Raw genomic sequence first — 17583 nt, 5'->3', positions numbered from 1 at the left:
GTTCAACGACGAGCTAAAGCATAGCTAAATGGCAGCCATGCGCCAGCCTGCTGGCTGCTGGCCACCGACTGTTGGATAAACAGCATACCTTCAACGCCATCCAGTACATTGGGATAGACCGTATCTCTCTGCTCGACGGCCTGACCTTGGCTGTGCGCCAGCATGGCATCAAAAGCGGCAGTGTAGACGTTGGCAAACCCCTCGAAAAATCCTTCCGGGTGTCCGCTGGGCAATCGGCAGGCGGCTGCCCCGCTACCGGCCATGTGCGCAGCGTTGGGATCGCGCGTGTACAACCGATGAGGCTGGCCGTTCTGCCGGACAATAAGCAGGTTGGGATCCTCCTGTCGCCACTGCAACGCAGCCCGCGTGCCATCAATTTCGATGAACAAATCGTTTTCGCGACCGTGACTGATTTGCGACGCGGTGACGGTGCCTAAGCAACCATTTTCGAACTTGATAATCGCTGTACCGTAATCGTCCAGCTTGCGTCCAGGTTCAAAGACTCGTAAGTGAGCCGAGATCTCCGTTGGCCGCAACCCAGTCATATACCGTCCAAGATTATAGGCATGAGTCGCAATGTCGCCGAAGCAACCGGCGGCGCCACTTCGCGCTGGATCCGTTCTCCAGGCGGCCTGTTTTTGATCCGCGTCTTCGAGCCGCGTGCGCAGCCAGCCTTGAATGTAATTGGAGCGAATCGCTTGAATCTCGCCCAGTTCGCCGGCCAATATCATTTGACGTGCCTGGCGAACCAGGGGATATCCCGTGTAGTTGTGCGTCACGGCAAACACCAAACCGCTAGCAGCCACCGTGGCTGCCAGGTCCTCCGCTTGCGCCAAGTCGAACGTCATGGGCTTGTCGCACACCACATGAAAACCTGCTTCCAAAGCAGCCTTGGAGATTTCGTAGTGCGTGTGATTGGGAGTCGTCACGCTGACAAAGTCGATGCGCTGGTCCGCGGGCAGCGATTTCTCCTTTTCGAACATCTCGCGGTAGGAACCGTACGCGCGATTCTTGCATACATCGTAGTCAGCGGCGGACGCGTGGCTGCGCGCCGGGTCGCTGGAAAATGCCCCGGCCACCAAGCTAGCGCGGTTGTCCAGGCAGGCAGCAATCGAGTGCACGCGTCCGATAAACGATCCCTGTCCTCCTCCCACCAATCCCATCCTGAGTTTACGATTGAGCGGACCGTTGGTCATGTCGAAATTGCTCCCATGAGGTGAAGTGCTAAGTCGGCAACCTGAAAGTGTCTGTTCTACCACATTTTTCTCGATAGTGGCAGGACCCGCCGCCGCGACTGCAATCACAAGCCTCGGCTGGTGTTGGAGCGGATGGGGGCGGCTGTGCAGCGGGATTTATTCGAGCCTGCACGAGTCTCAGAGGCCTGTCCGACATGTGCAGCCAGACGTCGGACGATTCGCAGAATGATTTTTGGGGAGCTGACAATCCCCGGGTAGCGCGCTATTCAGGGCTAGGTTGCAGCAAGGCGGAAACCTTGTGGACCGCACCTTTGCGGAACAGGGACAATTCCGCTTGACTGCCGGCCGGTGTCAGACTGACCATCTTGACTAGGTGGCCATCATTCTCGACAGCTCGGCCATTGAACTCCAAAATAACATCGCCTACCTGAATTCCTGCACGTGCTGCTGGCGAACTGGGCAGAACCGATTTTACAAGTGCACCGCGGCCCAGCGGAAGCCCGATATCTTGCGCTGCTTGAGAACCGAAATTGACTTCCAACTGCACCCCTAGATAGCTGCGGCGCATCGAGCCGCGACGAACCAACTGTTCGGCGACAACCATCGCCATGTTGATGGGGATCGAGAATCCAATACCTTCGTTACCACCCGAGTTGCTGGCGATGGCTGTATTGATGGCGATGACTTCGCCGCGCAAATTAAGCAATGGGCCGCCACTGTTACCGGGGTTGATGGCCGCATCGGTCTGAAAAAAATCCTGGACTTCAATCTCCTTCGAGCCCAGTTCCAAATTGCGCCGCCCGCGCGCACTCAGGATCCCGTAGGTCACACTATGACTGAGTCCAAACGGACTACCGACAGCCAACACAAAGTCGCCAATACCCATCCGGTCGCTATCGCCCAGTCGCGCTGCCGTGAATGAATTGCCATCCAACTTCAGCACCGCCACGTCGGTGGCAGGATCAGCCCAAATGCCTGATGGACGCAACGATGTACCGTCGTTTAGCTCAAGCCGTATCGATGACAGCTCTGCCGGGTGCACCACGTGACGGTTGGTCAGCACATACTGACCGCCCGGCAAATCCACAATGACCCCGGCACCGGCTTCGTCGATGCGACTGCTAGCAAAGCCCTTGCCGGCCCCCGACTTCTTGCTGGCCTCAATGTGCACGATGCTGGGGCCAGCAAACCGTACAATGCGACGGATCAAGCCTAGCTGGCGATCCAGTGCCTCAGCCTCGCGAACTATGGATTCAAATTCTTGGTCGCGATTGTCGGTGGCAGATCCGCTGGCAGTCGTTCTGCTGGGGTCATTGCCCCGCAGTTGGAGGGACAAACCACCTGGTACGGGCAACTCGGCAAGCGGCTGCACCATGGGCTCGGGCAGCACATTGCGGGACACCGAGCGCTGACGGCGCGACGAGGAGCTATCGGCCGACGACGGGCCCCAGGCAATGTCTGCCTGCTGGTCCGCGCCCGGTTGCAACGTGATCTGTGCCGAGCAAGGCAAGCTGCAACTGGCCATCAGTGCGCAGGCTATTGCGTAAGCGCTGAAGCAAGTGAGCCGACGAAATCTTGACATCTGTACTCCTCGAAGATGCCTGCTGAGCCGCAAATGCCCGTATGCGGCGAGCACTTGCCGAATGCGACTGCCAGGACCATTGGGCTCGTCCACGCACCGTCCTGCCGCGTAGCTAAGCTTCCAAGTCGATTGGTGAATCGGCAGTCCAGCCGAGTCAGATAGACGCGAATCGCCGTCCGCGCCATTGATAGCGAAAAACTCCCCCCAATTGTGCAAGCAATTCAACCAATGCCGATCGGTCGGATTTTTCGTGCCGCTCCAAACAGACGGGTGGCGCATAGCAAAACGACCTACGCACTAGGCTTGCAGCAACTTGCTAATCGTATGCGGCTGCGATCGGCAAGTCCACTCGGGGCGCCCGCAACGTCGCGCCTGCTGGTTGTAGAGTCGCTGGATCAGATGCTGATAGCCTTCAATCATTGCCTGTAGACTCCAGGAAGCGCTGACCATCTGACGTCCATTGACCCCAAGTTGCCGGGACGCTTCTGGATCTTGCAATAGTTGACAGATCGCCTGACAGGTATCGCCAGCATCCAAGGGCTTGGTAAGTATTCCGGTCCTTCCGGGTTGTACAGTTTGTGAGATGGACCCAACGTCGGGACTCACGACGGGGATGCCACACGCCAGAGCTTCCAAGATGGAGACGGGATTGGCCTCATTGCGACTGGTCAAACAGAAGACATCTAACCCTGCCAATACTTGCGGCGTGTCCTGTCGGCTTCCCAGCAGATGAAAACGCTCGGCGTGACCGGTCCGCTCAATCTCCATCAGAATCTTAGAACGCTGTGGACCATCCCCCACGATGACCCAGTGAGCGTTGGGAAAACGCTGCAGCACGCCGGCGGCGGCTTGCACGAATTGTTCGTGATTTTTTTCTTCGCGGAGCGCGGCGACGATACCTACCAGCGGCGCGTCAAGGGGAACGCCCAGTTCACGACGCAGCCATGGACGTTGCTGTGGCTGTGGTACAAAACGATCGACGTCAACTCCGTTAGGAATCATAAACACGCGTTCTGCTGGGAAACGTTCTTTCTTGACCAGATACTCTGCATGTGGAGTAGCGACGGCAATGAAGCCGCTGGTGATCGAGGTCAACAGTCGATTCAGTCGTCCAACTCCATCGGGCCAACCTGTCGAATGCAATGCGCTACAGATTACGGGAACGCCTGCCAGTTTAGCGCCCAGTCGTCCCCAAAACATCTTGTCTCCTGCACCAACCGTGATCACCGCATCGGCTTGCCGCTGCTTGAACAGACGTTGCAGTCGAAACACTACGCCCACATCCCATTTGCTGCCTATCAATCGGCTGTGCACTGGAACATGCTGGGACATGCTCTGCCCAAGTTCGCCAGGCTCTTTCAAACAAACTACTTCCGGCGCAAAATTATGGCGATCCATGCCGCGTACTAGATTCAACAGCAGCGTTTCGGCGCCACCCACCGGCAAGCTCGTTACTACAAATTGAATTCGTAAAGGTCGATGATTCATGATGGCGCGCCTCCAAGGCGCGACTGCAATTGAGTCTTTAGTGATATGCCAAAATGGCTAGCGATCGGTGGAGGTTAATCACCTACCGCACGAGCCGTGCGGGGAATTCAATCAAGTGAAGTCGGCCAGACAATGTGGCAAGGCGGGTGTTTGGTCAACAAAGGGCAAAACAGTGCGATCCAGCAGCTTGCGTGAATCCAGCGTGAGCCAGTTTTTCAGCCGTTCCAGCCCCGGATCGGCGTGGATTCTGCGCAAGTGATAGCCCTCGTGCCCTGGCCAATTGAACGCTCCATAAGCGCTGCAAAACCCCGCCAGTCTCAGTTGCCGAATCAGATTCACGGCCTGTTGAGTCATATTGCGTGGCTGGCCGTACGGAAAGGCGAAATAGCGGCAGGGATGTCCCAGCCAGTGATTTAAAGCTTCAACGCTGCCAGCAATTTCATGTTTCAAGATTTGGGCATCTGTCACGTTCCCTAGATCCACGTGAGATCTGGTGTGCGCACCCAATTCAATTCCCTGCCGCGCAAACTCCTGCAGTTCGTCCAGCGAGTTGGCCGCCAGGGGCTTGCCCAAATCCGCATCATGCGGGAAGGGTACATGTGCACCGACAAAGTCGGTAGCAACAAAGTAGGTCGCTGGCAAGCCTCGCGCAACCAGCTCTGGAATCGCATAGCGCGCGTTGTCTGAATAACCGTCATCAAAGGTGATGGCCACTGCCAGCCGCTGGTTGTGTGGCGAGCGTATTCGCTGTTGAGCTGCGCAGAGTGACACAATATCACAGTTTGTCTGCAGCCAATCTAAGTGCCGTCTGAAATCGCCTGCGCTGATTGACCATGGATTGTCAATATCGCTGACCGCCACTCGATGATAAAACAGAATGGCAACAGGGAACTGGCTGTCGCGGCGCAATTGGCGCAGCAACTGCTGACGATTTCGATCGGTCATCTGCCGATAAAGCCAAATTGCTGCGTCGCGAATACGCATGAGAGTCCTCGTAGGGTGCCAGTCCGTGTTTTGATCCGGTCCTATGTTCGTTCAAGCACAGACCATCAAGTCATCTAAACTTGGGATACGAATGCAGGCGATCATCCACAGATCCTGCCGCCAGGGACAAAACTTCGACTGCCTGCAACCAGTCATGACGATCGAAGCGACTTTGAGGATTTGCTCCGCCGATCGGGTGCGGTAGCGTTTCAGTCCAACCCGCGCTGGGGGCTAACTGGAAGCTAAGCTTGCTTGCTAGTTCTACCCGTAGCGATTCCGCTCTTGGCGTCCGTTACCTAACCTTCAGCGCGTAACTACAGAGTCAGCGTGTAACGACAGGCTACCGACTAAACTCATCAAGCATATCGGCGAATTTGACATGGAAACGCTGGCGCTATTCGTCCTGCCTGCAGTGCTGGTGTGGGGGGCAATTTCAGTTCGATACAGTACGGCATTTACCTTGTCCGCGATCTTCTTGGTGGCTGCCTGCGTTTTTCCGGCTGAGTTCCAAGCGATCCAAATTGGTGGTTTGACGTGGACCGCCGATCGACTTGTGCTGTTGGCTGTGGGGGCCAATTTCATCTGCGGTTGGAAGCTGGGGAAATACCGAATTGGCAGCTGGGAAGCTGTGGACATGCTGGCGTGTGTGTTCCTGTGTTGGCTGACGTTTCGCACGTTAACGCAACCGCTTGGTTCCATTTCGCCCCGACAACCCCATACGTTGATGCACATGATCAATGGCTACTGCGTGCCCTTTGCGCTGTATTTTGCTGTGCGCTGCTCGTCAATCAACCGCAGTAGTTTGAAGCCCATGTTTTGGATTCTGGTCGCCTTGGGAGGTTTTCTAGCGATTACCGCAATATTGGAAGTCGCCAAATTGTGGCCACTGGTATTCCCGCGTTTTGTGGCTGACCCAACGTTGGGCATCCATTTCGGTCGCGCTCGCGGACCGATGTTGCAATCTGTGCGGCTGGGCACGTGCTTGCTGTCTGTCATCAGCCTAGTGACGGTCTTTTCTCTGTGGATGAATCCACAATCCAGAGCGCATTGGACAATGGCGTTCGCAGCGCTGCCCATCTTTTTGGTTGCAATTATTGCAACCTACACGCGGAGTATTTGGCTGGGGCTGATCTTCGTTGCCGCAATTCTGGTCATACTGGGTTTGCAGGGTGCCCTACGGCGTGGGCTGATCGTCTCGGGTGCGCTGGCAGCAATTGTGCTGGCAGTCACTCTAGGCCCCAGCCTGGTGGCCTTCAAGCGCGAATATTCGGCCGCAGAGACTCGCGAGAGCACGTTGATGCGCGGCGCGTTCGCCTACGTCTCTTGGCAAATGTTCAAAGAGCGACCGGTGGCCGGCTTTGGCTTCAATCAGTTCTGCGAATCCACCCCCGAATTTCTTTCGGACCGCAGCACCGACATGCGGCTCGAGTCCATTCGCGGATATGTGCATCACAACAGCTACTTAAGCCTGTTGGTCGATTTGGGGCTGGTGGGCTTCAGTCTGTACTTTTTGATGTTGGTGGCGTTTATTCGCCGGACCTGGCGGCTGTGGCAGCATCCTCACGCCGAAGACTGGGCACGCGGTATCGCTCTAGTCACGCTGTGTGTATCAGGCGTGCACTTGATTCAGATGGCCTTCCATGAAGTCTCGTACTCTTCGATTGAGAACAGCATCTTACTGATCGCCTTCGGATTGGTAATCAGTTGCCTTCGCCAAATCGAAGCTGAGGCCCAAGTGGGCCAGGCTCAGCCGGCAGCTATCGGCCTCCAGTAGCGCCCCCATCAGGGTTCAGGTCGAGCCTCTTTGGCTGAATTATCCGTCGAGCCCACCACCGGCTCTGTGTTCGGCTGTACTTCAGTCAGTACTAACCGAACCGGCGTCCCAGGTTTGGGAATCCGCGAGCTGTAAGCCACGTACAGTAGCCCAGCATTGGCTTCGGTACTCTTAGTAGGAATATCCAAAGTCGCCGTCGAAAAATTCGATACGCAGATCAAGTCGCCGGACTCGGCCAAATATCGCTTTAGCTTGCTGTCGGGATCCTCCCAGAAGCCGCTGCCGGCAAAAACCCAGTGGTGCTGCAAGTGCTTATCGCCCGGTCCGGCCTGTCGAATCCACTGGCGAACGTCGATTTTGTGCCGCTCTCCACCCTCATCGAGCCACAACGCATGTATTTGAATTTGACTGCCCGATGGCGGACGGTACTCGGGATCCCACTGAACCGGCTTACCGACCCGTGCCCCAATTGCCAGCAGCCCTGCGTGAACGGTTGCAGCCTTGCAAAACAGAGCGACAATCGACTCGTGTTCCTTCGTAAATACTGGACAGGCCAGCATTTCCAGTGGCCCTTCCTGTACGGCAATGTAACCATCGACAATCAGCCGACCATGTTGGCGATCGACCCAGACTCGCTCTTTAGGAGTCAACAGCTTCGCATCTTTGGGAGGTCCAAACGTTTTTTCGACTGACGCCAATAAATCCTGACGCCCCTCCCATTGGGCCAGAGCCCGATCACAACTCAGACTCAGTACCATGCAAATTGGTAGCGAAAGCCACCGGCAGCCAGCTCGCAAATTTCTGCACATCTCTACCATCTACAACCCAACGAACTGCAATTGAACAACTTCGACATTGGGGGGACTAGGACAACGCGACAACTCCAAGCACAATAGCGGGCTAGCTGATAGGCGTTTCGTACGGCCCAGTATATCACGAATGCGGAACTACGAGAGACCATCGCACCCTGAGCGCCCTATCGGTTAGCTAGCACTGCCCTGCCGATCAGAATTGAATTTCGCGAAGCTTCGCGCGTGCACCAGTAACACTCTGCCTGAATACTCAGCTTGAAAGTAGTACGATCGTGGATTGGATTGATCCCAAGGCGTCAGCGCACTCGCGCAAGGCCGACAACAAGCCTAAGAAATCCAAGAAGTCGGGAAACCTGGGCAAACAAGTGGCAGCCGCATTGGCTCAACCAATCGACGTCTGGTCTGCAGCATTCGAATATGAAATAGCCAGCTTGAAATGGCCAAGCCAGATCAACCTGGAAAGTACCTGGTTGTGGTCGGCCTTGATCCCTGAACAGGCCGAAGTGCTGGTACGGGCCGGGGTCAGCGGGCGGCGCATCGCAGAGCTGACGAAGAGTCAGTCTGCTTCCGACGATAAGCAGCGATTGAGCGCCGTCAGTGGCCTGATGCATCAGCCTCTGGAAGATTTGGCGATGCAATGGTTGGACCAAGCCGATTCTTATCCGCGCGCGGCACTGGGCGTCATTGCCACCGCGTGGCATTTACCCAGTCACGCCCGGCGTCAAAACGGCCAGCACTTCGCCGAGTGGTTACGTGAAGCCTGTAAACGGACCGTGGAGAATTGGGATGAGCCCAGCCAATGCCTCCTGGGCAACCTGGTGTTTCATTGCGAGTTGCCTCTTTTGCTTCAACTGTTAACCGCCACCTCATCGGCCGCTGCTCAGACCGGTGCCAGCCGCTCAATGGATGATTTGGCCGAGTATCTGGAAAACAGCCAGGATCATGTCGGATCTTGGCTCGACCACGGAGCAATGTACTTGCGAGCTGCTCTGGCCAGCGTAGTTCGGTGTCGGACCATTGCCGATCACCTTGGATTGCGCGAGTGGTATAAGCCTCAAAAGAAAGCTTTGGAACAACTGTTAGAACATGCGGCTCGGTGGGCACGCAGTGACGGCTCTCAGCTGCTGACTTCTGCTGCAGGTTCCACACGCTGGTCCAGCGCGATCTGGAGCGCGTTGTGCAAACAAGCATCGGCTGGCCCATCTGTTCGGTCAGCACTAACGCTCAGCGGTCTGCTGCCCGGAGACCGCAACGCGGCCAAGGTGCGCAGCTTGCAGCGGATTCCGAAGCTGTCTCATCATGATGACGAAGCTCTGTGCGCCGTCTTCCAGCACGCCTGGCACCATCGCGGTGCCCGAGTTGCCGTCGATTTCTCCGAGCCGCTGGTAAACCTGGAGGCCATTGGACCCAAAGGCTCGCCACTGATCCAAGGCGGTTGGTCAGCCACCGTTGACAGACGTGGGCAAGTGCAACAGCACGTCGATAGCTGGGAACACCAGTGTTGGCACTCGGACGAGGATGTTGATTATTTGGAAATGGAAACGCGCTTTGGTGATTCTGCGCGATTGCAGCGCCAGTTGATGCTATTGCGCAAGCAACGCCTGCTGTTGGTCGCCGACGCGCTGATCTGCGATCACGTTGATGACTGGAGGTTGACATCGCGATTAACCATGGGCCGCGGTGTCGAGTGGCAAACGGATGGCCGACATACCGAAGGCTGTTTGCGGCTAGGTTCGGCTGGCTGCCTGGTGGTTCCACTGTACCTGTCGGAATGGCGCTCCGCCACGAATCGCGGTAGTCTGTCTGCGCAAGAGCATGAACTGATTGTGGAAAGCTCCTGCACCGGCGGACGCGCCATCTTCATGCCGCTGGTCATCAGCCTGTGCAATCGCCCGGCTCGTCAGGATTACACTTGGCGACAATTGACTGTGGCAGAAGACCTGCAACTGGTCGCTAGAGATCAAGCAGCCGCGTACCGTTTGCAGCTTGGCAAGCAGCAGCTCGTGTTCTACCGCAACCTTTCACAGGTGACTCGTCGAACCGTGCTTGGCGCGCATCTACTGTGCGACTTTTATGCAGGCACTTTCGATAAAGACAGTGGTTTATGCGACGAACTGGTGGAAATCGCAGTCAATCATTAGCGCCTGCCAAGGCAGCTCCCTTACTCGTGGGCAAACAAAACGCAGATCGGCGCAGGTGTCGAAATAACACTGTTGGCGTAGGTGATTATGCCGGTTTGTTGATCAATGGCAAAACTGGCCAGCGTGTGTGAGTCTTGACCGGCTGCCAACAGCCACTGTCCAGAGGGATCCAAGTTGATATTTCTGGGAGTCGCTCCACGCACCGGTTCGTTCTGGATCTCTCGCAAGCGTCCGTCGTCACCTACTGAGAAGACCGTAACGGTATCGTGGCCACGATTGGCAGCATAGATAAAGCGCCCACTGGGATGAACTCGGATTTCGGAGCAGCTTTTGTTGCGCAGCCGCTCAAGCTGGGCCTGAGGCACGGTCGGGACCGTCTCACGCAATGTCATCTGGCCACTGACCGCATCCCAGTCAAACAGTGAAACGCTCAGATTCAATTCGTTCAACACGTAGATCCATGTGCCGTTGGGATGAAATTTCATGTGCCTGGGACCCGCGCCTGGCGGTAGTTGACCGGCTCCATGTTCGACCAATTCTGCCGATTTCGTTTCGACGCGGTAAATCACAACTTTGTCCAACCCCAAATCAGGTGCAAACGCGAATCTCAAATCCGGCGAAAAGCCGACCCAATGCGCATGAGGCGCATCTTGTCGTCCAGCCACAACGCCACTGCCGCCACGATGCTTAACTAGCGCTGTCCGCCGCAAGATCTGTCCGTCTGATCCAAGCGCAAAGGCGGCCACCGAGCCTGCACCGTACTGAGCGGTCAGCAGCGCTGCGCCATCGCGCGACACGCTAATGTGAGTCGCTCCACCATCGCCGATCTGTGCGGAACTTGAAAAGCGAAGTTCTGGATAACCGTCATTGCGCTGGATGTGATACTCGGCTACAACCGCTTTGCCATCCAAACTTCCAACCGCATACAGTCGAGCAAGCACAGGATGCATCGCCAGGAAGCCCGGCGAATTAATCTCGGCTGCCAAGCGCGATGCCGACAACTTGCCCGTCTGTGCATCCAAAGAGCAATGGTAGATACCCTTGCTGGGCGCACCGCCCGTTCCGATCCACACGTCTAGCGATTGTCCTTGGCAGTCGGTGTGCATAGCGCAGACAAAACCAGTAAGTATTACCCAAAGCGCACAGTCGCTGACTCTTCTCATGTTCGCGTCTTTCGTTGGCTAGTATGGACAGCAATTCGACAGACTGCAATTACCCGGCTTGCAAGCTAGCATTACCGATCGGCTACACAAGTCGTTAAGCGGCTGGCAGTTGCGTACGGGAGCGGAAAGTGTGTTCCGACATCACCCGTCAGCGACTGACAGTTTTTCCACCGAATCAATTAGTCAAAAAACAGTTTCCGTGGTACGATGCCCGATGGCTTAATGATGAAGGACAGCCAGTAAGTTGTTGGCTTTCCGACGTTGCTTCCGTCCCTTGGGCCTGTCGCACTTCAGACAACTATTTGACATGCATGATAGCAATTCTACAATCGCCCCTCGCGTGACGCTTACTGCGTCGTGCAGATTGATGGCAACGTTCAGCGGAACAGGTCTGTGCAGCAGCCGATTGCCGGCGACTGCGTGGCAATCCATATGGATTCATTTCCGCCGCCACTGGACGTTGCTCTGGAGCGTGGCAAGGTATGCCACATGCGTCAAACACACTCTAGTTTGTGCAGGAATTGCACGACGATTTGACCGGTAGGAGCACGCGGCGAGTATGGCACACGAAGTGATCCACCATCGACAGAATTGGGTAACTGGTATCCAAGCTGCGCTGTCCCAGCGAATCGGCAGCGAGCGCTATGAGCTATGGTTGCCCTCAGATACTACGTGGGATTTCTCAGATTCGGTTGTGAGTATTGGCTTTACGTCCGAGTTTGCCTGCCAGTTGTGCCGCAAGATGTTGGGGGCCGATATCGTGCATGTCGTCCGCCAGGTCTTGGGCGACCCTGCAGTTCAAGTGCGGTGGCAGGTACAACCCCAACCGCTCGCACACCAGCCGTCATCCCTGCAGACATCAACGTCACAGTCCGCACGATGCCTGCCAAACGCTGCGCAGCCCCCAGTTACAACTCTCAGCACCCAGCCAAGCAAACAAATCGTGGCTGAGCCGGCCGCCAAGTTGGCGAACCTGAAAGTACCTCGCACCCGACCAGCAGCCCCCAGCGCAATACCTTCGGTCAGCGCGAAGGCTGCTAACGTCACGGACGCTTCCGCAGACCTGTGGCCGCGAATTGTTCAGGGCAGCTCTAATCAATTGGCCTGGACTTCGGTCAACATGGTAGCCGCCGAACCCGGGCGACTAACCCCCGTCGTAATTCACGGCCCCACCGGTACAGGCAAGAGCCTACTCTTGGCGGCGCTGGCTCAGCGACTGCGGAGCGCGCGACGCTTGAAACGGGTGCTGTACTTGACCAGCGAACAGTTCACCAACGAGTTTACCGAGGGGCTACAAGGTCGCGGCTTGCCGATGTTTCGTCGCCGTTATCGCGATGTGGACGCGCTGTTGCTGGATGACATTCATTTCTTCATTGGCAAGCGCTCCACGTTGGCCGAAGCGCGTTACACGATCGACTATTTATTGCGTGCCGGTAAGCAAATCATAGTCACAGCTGACCGACCTCTGAGTGAGCTGTCGGCGCTGGGTGGCGATTTATTGGGACGCTTGCGAGGCGGACTGATAGCGCCCGTCTATCCGTTGGATCAGTCGATGCGACTGACCTTGCTGCGACAACAAGTCCTGGAATCGGGCATTCATATCGCTGGAGAAGCACTGGAGCTGTTGGCCGATCGGGTCTGCGGCGATGGTCGGCTAATTCGCGGCGTGGTTCATCGACTGGTGGCTACCGCATCGGTCTCTAGCCGCCCATTAACTGTCGACGGCTGCTGGAACGCCGTGGCTGATCTTGTCCAGGCAGCCCAGCCGATCGTGCGTCTTTCGGACATCGAACGCGCCGTTTGTGGAATGTTTGGGCTGCAGCAGGACAGCTTGCAATCGAAATGCAAAGTCCGTACCGTCAGCCAACCGCGGATGTTGGCCATGTTTTTGGCGCGGAAATACACCTCAGCAGCCTACAAAGAGATCGGCGACTATTTCGGTAGCCGTCGCCATAGCACCGTCATCTCGGCTGAGAAAACCGTCGCCGAATGGCTCAGCCAAAACGTGCAACTGGATGGAAGCCGACGCTGGAGCGTGCGAGACGTGATTCGTCACGTTGAATCGCAATTGCAGGTGGGTTAACATGGCAGCTCCAGTGCACTTAGTCCCTCGACCCCAGACTTCGCAATCGTCGGACGCTGGAATCTCAGCATCCCCACCGCGCAGGCGACGGTCGCTACTGATACTTGGCGAGGGTCGCTACCGGTAAATTCGTAATAGCTGCTCATCCCACCTCACCTGCTACGTTAACTATGTTGCGTCAACCTGCTTGGTCTTGCCTGTTGATCGTTGGTCTGGTGATCGCATTGGGTCAACGCTGCACGCCGCTAGCCGCTCAAGAAACTCCGGGAACAGACGCGGCGACGACTGCTGAAGCTCCTCCAAGCGATGGCCAATCCAGAGGCGACCAGTCAACCACCACCGACTCAGCCGCGGCGGAAACTCCAGCCGGCAGCGACCATTCTGAAAGCAGTGGTGAGCAAATACCCCCGCCCGTTCCACCGACCAACCCCACCTCTCCCGATCCAATCGTGGCCCGCATCGACATGACTCTTCGGCTGAAGGACGAAATCATTGACACCATCCACAAGGGCGACTTGCTGACGGTCGTCGCTGAGCGGGCCAATGACTATGTCATCGCTACGCTCTCAGGTCGCAAAGGTGCAGTCGCCAAAGACAATGCCGCGCGGCTCTCCGAGTCGATCCCAATCTACGACGAACTGATTCTGCAATCGCCTGAAGAAGGGCGACTGTACACGCTACGAGCCAGCGCCCACTGGGCTCAAGGCGATCCGGAAAGCGCACTTGCAGACTTCGACAAGGCCATCCAGTTGGGCTATACCGAATCTCATGCCTACGCCAGTCGCGGCCTGTTCCATTCTACGATGGGACAGCACGACAAAGCCATCGAAGATTTTACGCTGGCCATCGCCAAGGATCCCAAAGACCAAGTACCGCGCATGAACCGGGCCAGCGTCTACATGGTGGTCGGTAAGTACGATCTGGCAGTGGCGGATTATTCCGCTGCTTTAGAGACACACTCACAGAATCCGGTGCTGTTTTCGCAGCGAGCTGTGGCCCACAAGTTGCTGGGTAAGCTGGAATTGGCCGTTAAGGACTATGATTCTGCGATCGACTTGGTTTCCAACGATATTTCGGCTTGGATGGGGCGCGGCTTCATCAAATTTCAAATGGGCCAGCATCAGGCCGCCATCGACGATTTTACCAAAGTCATTGAACTGGCCCCGCAATCGGCAGTGGCCTTCAACAATCGCGGCTACAACTACCAGATGCTCGGTAACTTTGCTCGTGCGACCGCAGACTACCAGCGCGCCGTCGAACTGGCTCCGCGATTCGTTTTAGCCCTGGTCAATCGCGCGTGGTTACTGGCCACTTGCACCGAAAGCCAACTACGCGATCCGGTAATCGCCATCGAATTGGCCAAAGTGGTGAACGATATCAGCCAGTACAAAGACGTCAACGATTTGACTCTGCTGGCTGCATGCTTTGCGTCCGCTGATGATTTTGAAACCGCTATTGGCTGGCAAGAAAAAGTTATTCAGCTAGCCAACGCAGATCAGCTTCCCGTCGCGCAAAAAATCCTGGAGCTGTATCAAGACAAGAAACCCATCGACCCACAGTTGCTAATTCCTCCGCAGGCAGCCGGACAAGAACCTACGCAGCCAACCGAACGACAACCTGAGTCAGAATAGTCATGACCGCCCCTGGGCAATTCCGCAGAACTCCATTTTCCGGCCACTGACATGCGTGGGCGTAGTTCTAAGTGGTGCCTAGATTCATTTCTGGGGCAATGTCGAAGATAAGAGGCAGGTCGCATACGGCTATCTATTCGCTAGCCTCACCCGCTAATCGGTTCAACCTTTGCGCCCAGAGTGCGTTTATTTGCGGCGCGGTCGCCAGGAACAATCTCGCCGAGTTCTTAGCTTCATCGATGGCGCCGCTACGCACAAGCAGCCTTACTAGGCACAATCGAGCTGCCGATTGCAGGCTACTGCCTGCCGGGGCGAACGCGGCGATGCGTCGAGTTCGCTCGATGGCTGGAGCCAACTGCTCAAGCTCGGCCAGACGATAGGCGTACATGAGCTGCACGAAACCGTGCTTGGCATGTTGCTCCGCGAATTCTTGTAAGCTTACGTCAGCCCCCTCGGTTTGCTGCCAGGCCGCGACCCGCAGTAGCGCCATGTGAGCCAGGGGGTTGAGCTTCTGCGGCTTCAAGCCTTCGCTTGACGGGCGACTCCAGTGCGGTTCCAAAGTCAGTTGCAGCCATGCCGCGCGCCGCTGGTCGGGAGCACACCAATCCAGAACCGCCACCAATGCCGGTGCCACGCCAGCCCGTCCCAGAGGTGTCAGTTGGTTAAAGGGATTGTCTTGCCCGTTAGGCTTGGATTCCGGCTGCAACGGCAATTCTTGATACCTACCTTGGCGAGAATCTGGACTCAGAGTTGGTACCACTTCACGTTGCAGTCGTAGCTCATCCAGCGCCACGGCAATCGCCACGAATCCGGTTACCGACCATTGGCTGGCTGTCGAGTCACTCAACCAGCCGGTCATTTCTTGCCATCGCCGCCGAATATCTTCCGGCTCGCTCCACGAGCCACCGAAGGCACACTCAGACAATTCCAGGGCTGCCAAAGCTACCAACCGAGCGGCGTACGCAACCTGCGGTTCGGCAAACGGAACGGCTGGCGTCTCGATCCAGTCAAGAGCTGAATCGGTTGTCAGCGATGCACCTCGATTGAGCGTCACCTCAATCCACTCATTCAGCATCGCATCGGCAACGCTCGGCTGGTGAACTCGCGGCAATTCGGCTTGCATGAATTCCAAATACTCAGATGCCTGCCCCCTGGCCATCATCCAATTCTTTAACCACAGCCTAGCCTGCGAGGTTGCCTGTTCATCGGGCCACAGTCGCAACTGTTGCTGGATAGATGCTTTAAACGCCTGCCCAGCGGTGGGGTGAGCGCTCGGCTCGCGCAACACCTCCGCACGAGCACGAATCGCCCACAAATGCGTCTCAGCCGCCTCGGGCGCTTGTGACCAATCACCGGCCGACTGCTCGATTACCTCAGCGGCTCGCTGCCACTGTTGACTGCGTCGCAACATGGCAGCCGCCATGGACAACCACTGCAATGCATCAGCCGCATTGCCCGCCGACAACTGAGCTGTGTAAGCCTGTAAAAGTTTTTCTATCGCCTGCTGTTCACGACCAGCAGCAATCAATTGGCGAATTTCAGCCATCAGCAGCACCGTCCCTAACTGCGCATCTTCGGAACGTTGACTGGCAAGGTGACTCACTAGCAGCGCCTCGGCACGAGTCCGCCAATAACCACCGAAACGCTGGCCTAATTGCTCAGCCTGTTGAGTCAATTGACCGGCAACTGCGGCTTGCTGCTCGGGCTGCATCTCCGCCATACGGCCGAGAGTGAGTTCGATTTGCGAAAGCTGCCACAGTGGCTCCAAGCTGGCATCGTCACGCAGCAACCATTGCAGACGGTTTAACAGTTCCTCAGCTTGCCTGAAGTCTTTGCGCTGCGTGAAATACCTGACCCCGAGAACTCCGGCTTGCAGACGCAGCGCTGGTCGGTCAGCTCGTTGGCTCAAGTCAACCAAACGCTGCAACGCCTGCGGATCACCAAGTTCCACCTGGGCGGTAGCCTGCGCTACCAGCAACGCATCACTGCTTGGCAAGCGTCCGCCGCCACGACTTTGGAGAGCTTGAACTTTCTCGAGCATTTCGGACAGCGCAGCCGCGCGATCTGCTGCATTGGGTGGGTAAAGTTGGCTACGAACTAGGAGCGCTTCGCATTGCAACAGCTCGGTATCGGCCAAGAGATTCCGCAGTTGTTCTGCGGCTGCTTCGGCGCCATCTTGAGGCGACTGTCGAGCCGCGATGGGTTGTCGTCGACGAATTTCGGTAAGCAGCCGTTCTGATCGCTCGATAAGACCCCGTACTAATTCCAGTGCCTGATCGCGCGCCTGAAGTTGCATCGGGTTGGCCAGAAAGGTGGCCAACACGGATTGAGCGTGCACCAAGTCACAGCGAGCCAATTGCCACTCGATCCACGGTCCTCGTCGGTTTTTAGTCAAGTCCGAATCCACGTCTGGCCGCTGTCGGTACCGCTCGGCTGCTGCTCCACATTCTTGCCAGCCATTAGAGCCAGCCATCACACCATGTAACGCGGCTTGAGCCAGGAATTCCATTTCGCGCATAGTCCACCAGGCCACAGCGTCAGACTGGCGAGCCACTGCACCGCCCGGCACATCACGACGAGCCCGGGCATAGCCGACGGCAATGTCAGGCAATCCATGTTGGCAGATCGCCTGTAGAACCCGATCATCCTGGGGGCCAGCAATCGCCCACAACATCGGTAGGCTCACTAGACAAACCAACGGCAGCGCACATGATTTCCAAAGGACCTTC

The 17583-nt window shown here is 56.6% G+C and carries 12 protein-coding genes; 4 read left to right on the top strand and 8 right to left on the bottom strand.

Annotated elements, in window-relative coordinates; all coding sequences use genetic code 11:
• Positions 1 to 2: 2 nt before the first annotated feature.
• The 4 genes from KF752_13165 to KF752_13150 all read right to left on the bottom strand — a co-directional run bounded on the left by KF752_13165 (position 3) and on the right by KF752_13150 (position 5250).
• Positions 3 to 1163, bottom strand: coding sequence for a Gfo/Idh/MocA family oxidoreductase (locus KF752_13165; protein MBX3422497.1), 1161 nt, complete (start codon positions 1161 to 1163; stop codon positions 3 to 5).
• Between the two features lie 295 nt (positions 1164 to 1458).
• A complete protein-coding gene (locus tag KF752_13160) occupies positions 1459 to 2778 on the bottom strand; it encodes a trypsin-like peptidase domain-containing protein (GenBank protein MBX3422496.1) in 1320 nt (439 codons plus the stop codon).
• 297 nt (positions 2779 to 3075) lie between these two features.
• The gene (locus KF752_13155; GenBank protein MBX3422495.1) at positions 3076 to 4266 is read right to left on the bottom strand and encodes a glycosyltransferase; all 1191 of its coding nucleotides are present in this window, start codon (positions 4264 to 4266) and stop codon (positions 3076 to 3078) included.
• Between the two features lie 111 nt (positions 4267 to 4377).
• Positions 4378 to 5250, bottom strand: coding sequence for a polysaccharide deacetylase family protein (locus tag KF752_13150; protein MBX3422494.1), 873 nt, complete (start codon positions 5248 to 5250; stop codon positions 4378 to 4380).
• Positions 5251 to 5629: 379 nt separating this feature from the next.
• Here KF752_13150 and KF752_13145 point away from each other — a divergent pair, with 379 nt between their 5' ends.
• Complete coding sequence (locus tag KF752_13145; protein ID MBX3422493.1) at positions 5630 to 7024, top strand: O-antigen ligase family protein; 1395 nt, start codon at positions 5630 to 5632, stop codon at positions 7022 to 7024.
• A gap of 8 nt (positions 7025 to 7032) precedes the next feature.
• Here KF752_13145 and KF752_13140 read toward each other — a convergent pair whose 3' ends face one another.
• Entirely contained in the window at positions 7033 to 7782 is a 750-nt protein-coding gene (locus KF752_13140) for a hypothetical protein (protein MBX3422492.1), read from the bottom strand.
• A gap of 326 nt (positions 7783 to 8108) precedes the next feature.
• Here KF752_13140 and KF752_13135 point away from each other — a divergent pair, with 326 nt between their 5' ends.
• The gene (locus KF752_13135; GenBank protein MBX3422491.1) at positions 8109 to 9977 is read left to right on the top strand and encodes a hypothetical protein; all 1869 of its coding nucleotides are present in this window, start codon (positions 8109 to 8111) and stop codon (positions 9975 to 9977) included.
• Between the two features lie 20 nt (positions 9978 to 9997).
• Here KF752_13135 and KF752_13130 read toward each other — a convergent pair whose 3' ends face one another.
• Positions 9998 to 11083: a lactonase family protein gene (locus KF752_13130; GenBank protein ID MBX3422490.1), complete on the bottom strand. Its 1086-nt coding sequence runs from the start codon at positions 11081 to 11083 to the stop codon at positions 9998 to 10000.
• Positions 11084 to 11699: 616 nt separating this feature from the next.
• Here KF752_13130 and KF752_13125 point away from each other — a divergent pair.
• Positions 11700 to 13223 carry an ATP-binding protein gene (locus KF752_13125; protein MBX3422489.1) on the top strand — a complete coding sequence of 508 codons (1524 nt, stop codon included), beginning with the start codon at positions 11700 to 11702 and terminating at the stop codon, positions 13221 to 13223.
• Here the strand turns inward: KF752_13125 and KF752_13120 are convergent.
• The gene (locus tag KF752_13120) at positions 13220 to 13369 is read right to left on the bottom strand and encodes a hypothetical protein (GenBank protein MBX3422488.1); all 150 of its coding nucleotides are present in this window, start codon (positions 13367 to 13369) and stop codon (positions 13220 to 13222) included. The genes KF752_13125 and KF752_13120 overlap by 4 nt on opposite strands.
• Positions 13370 to 13393: 24 nt before the next feature.
• On the opposite strand from KF752_13120, the gene KF752_13115 reads away from it, so the two are divergent.
• The gene (locus tag KF752_13115) at positions 13394 to 14854 is read left to right on the top strand and encodes a tetratricopeptide repeat protein (protein MBX3422487.1); all 1461 of its coding nucleotides are present in this window, start codon (positions 13394 to 13396) and stop codon (positions 14852 to 14854) included.
• A gap of 133 nt (positions 14855 to 14987) precedes the next feature.
• Here KF752_13115 and KF752_13110 read toward each other — a convergent pair whose 3' ends face one another.
• Entirely contained in the window at positions 14988 to 17528 is a 2541-nt protein-coding gene (locus KF752_13110) for a hypothetical protein (GenBank protein ID MBX3422486.1), read from the bottom strand.
• Positions 17529 to 17583 lie beyond the last annotated feature (55 nt).

The organism is Pirellulaceae bacterium, assembly GCA_019636385.1.
Lineage (GTDB): Bacteria > Planctomycetota > Planctomycetia > Pirellulales > Pirellulaceae > Aureliella.
The sequence above is the reverse complement of the archived record's forward strand: the minus strand, read 5'-3'. Positions and strand labels throughout refer to the sequence as shown.

Bases quoted from the DNA above. Each gene is read 5' to 3' on its own strand.
- KF752_13165 (MBX3422497.1), bottom strand. From the start codon at position 1,163: ATGGGATTGGTGGGAGGAGGACAGGGATCGTTTATCGGACGCGTGCAC.
- KF752_13160 (MBX3422496.1), bottom strand. From the start codon at position 2,778: ATGTCAAGATTTCGTCGGCTCACTTGCTTCAGCGCTTACGCAATAGCC.
- KF752_13155 (MBX3422495.1), bottom strand. From the start codon at position 4,266: ATGAATCATCGACCTTTACGAATTCAATTTGTAGTAACGAGCTTGCCG.
- KF752_13150 (MBX3422494.1), bottom strand. From the start codon at position 5,250: ATGCGTATTCGCGACGCAGCAATTTGGCTTTATCGGCAGATGACCGAT.
- KF752_13145 (MBX3422493.1), top strand. From the start codon at position 5,630: ATGGAAACGCTGGCGCTATTCGTCCTGCCTGCAGTGCTGGTGTGGGGG.
- KF752_13140 (MBX3422492.1), bottom strand. From the start codon at position 7,782: ATGGTACTGAGTCTGAGTTGTGATCGGGCTCTGGCCCAATGGGAGGGG.
- KF752_13130 (MBX3422490.1), bottom strand. From the start codon at position 11,083: ATGCACACCGACTGCCAAGGACAATCGCTAGACGTGTGGATCGGAACG.
- KF752_13125 (MBX3422489.1), top strand. From the start codon at position 11,700: ATGGCACACGAAGTGATCCACCATCGACAGAATTGGGTAACTGGTATC.
- KF752_13120 (MBX3422488.1), bottom strand. From the start codon at position 13,369: ATGAGCAGCTATTACGAATTTACCGGTAGCGACCCTCGCCAAGTATCA.
- KF752_13115 (MBX3422487.1), top strand. From the start codon at position 13,394: ATGTTGCGTCAACCTGCTTGGTCTTGCCTGTTGATCGTTGGTCTGGTG.
- KF752_13110 (MBX3422486.1), bottom strand. From the start codon at position 17,528: ATGTTGTGGGCGATTGCTGGCCCCCAGGATGATCGGGTTCTACAGGCG.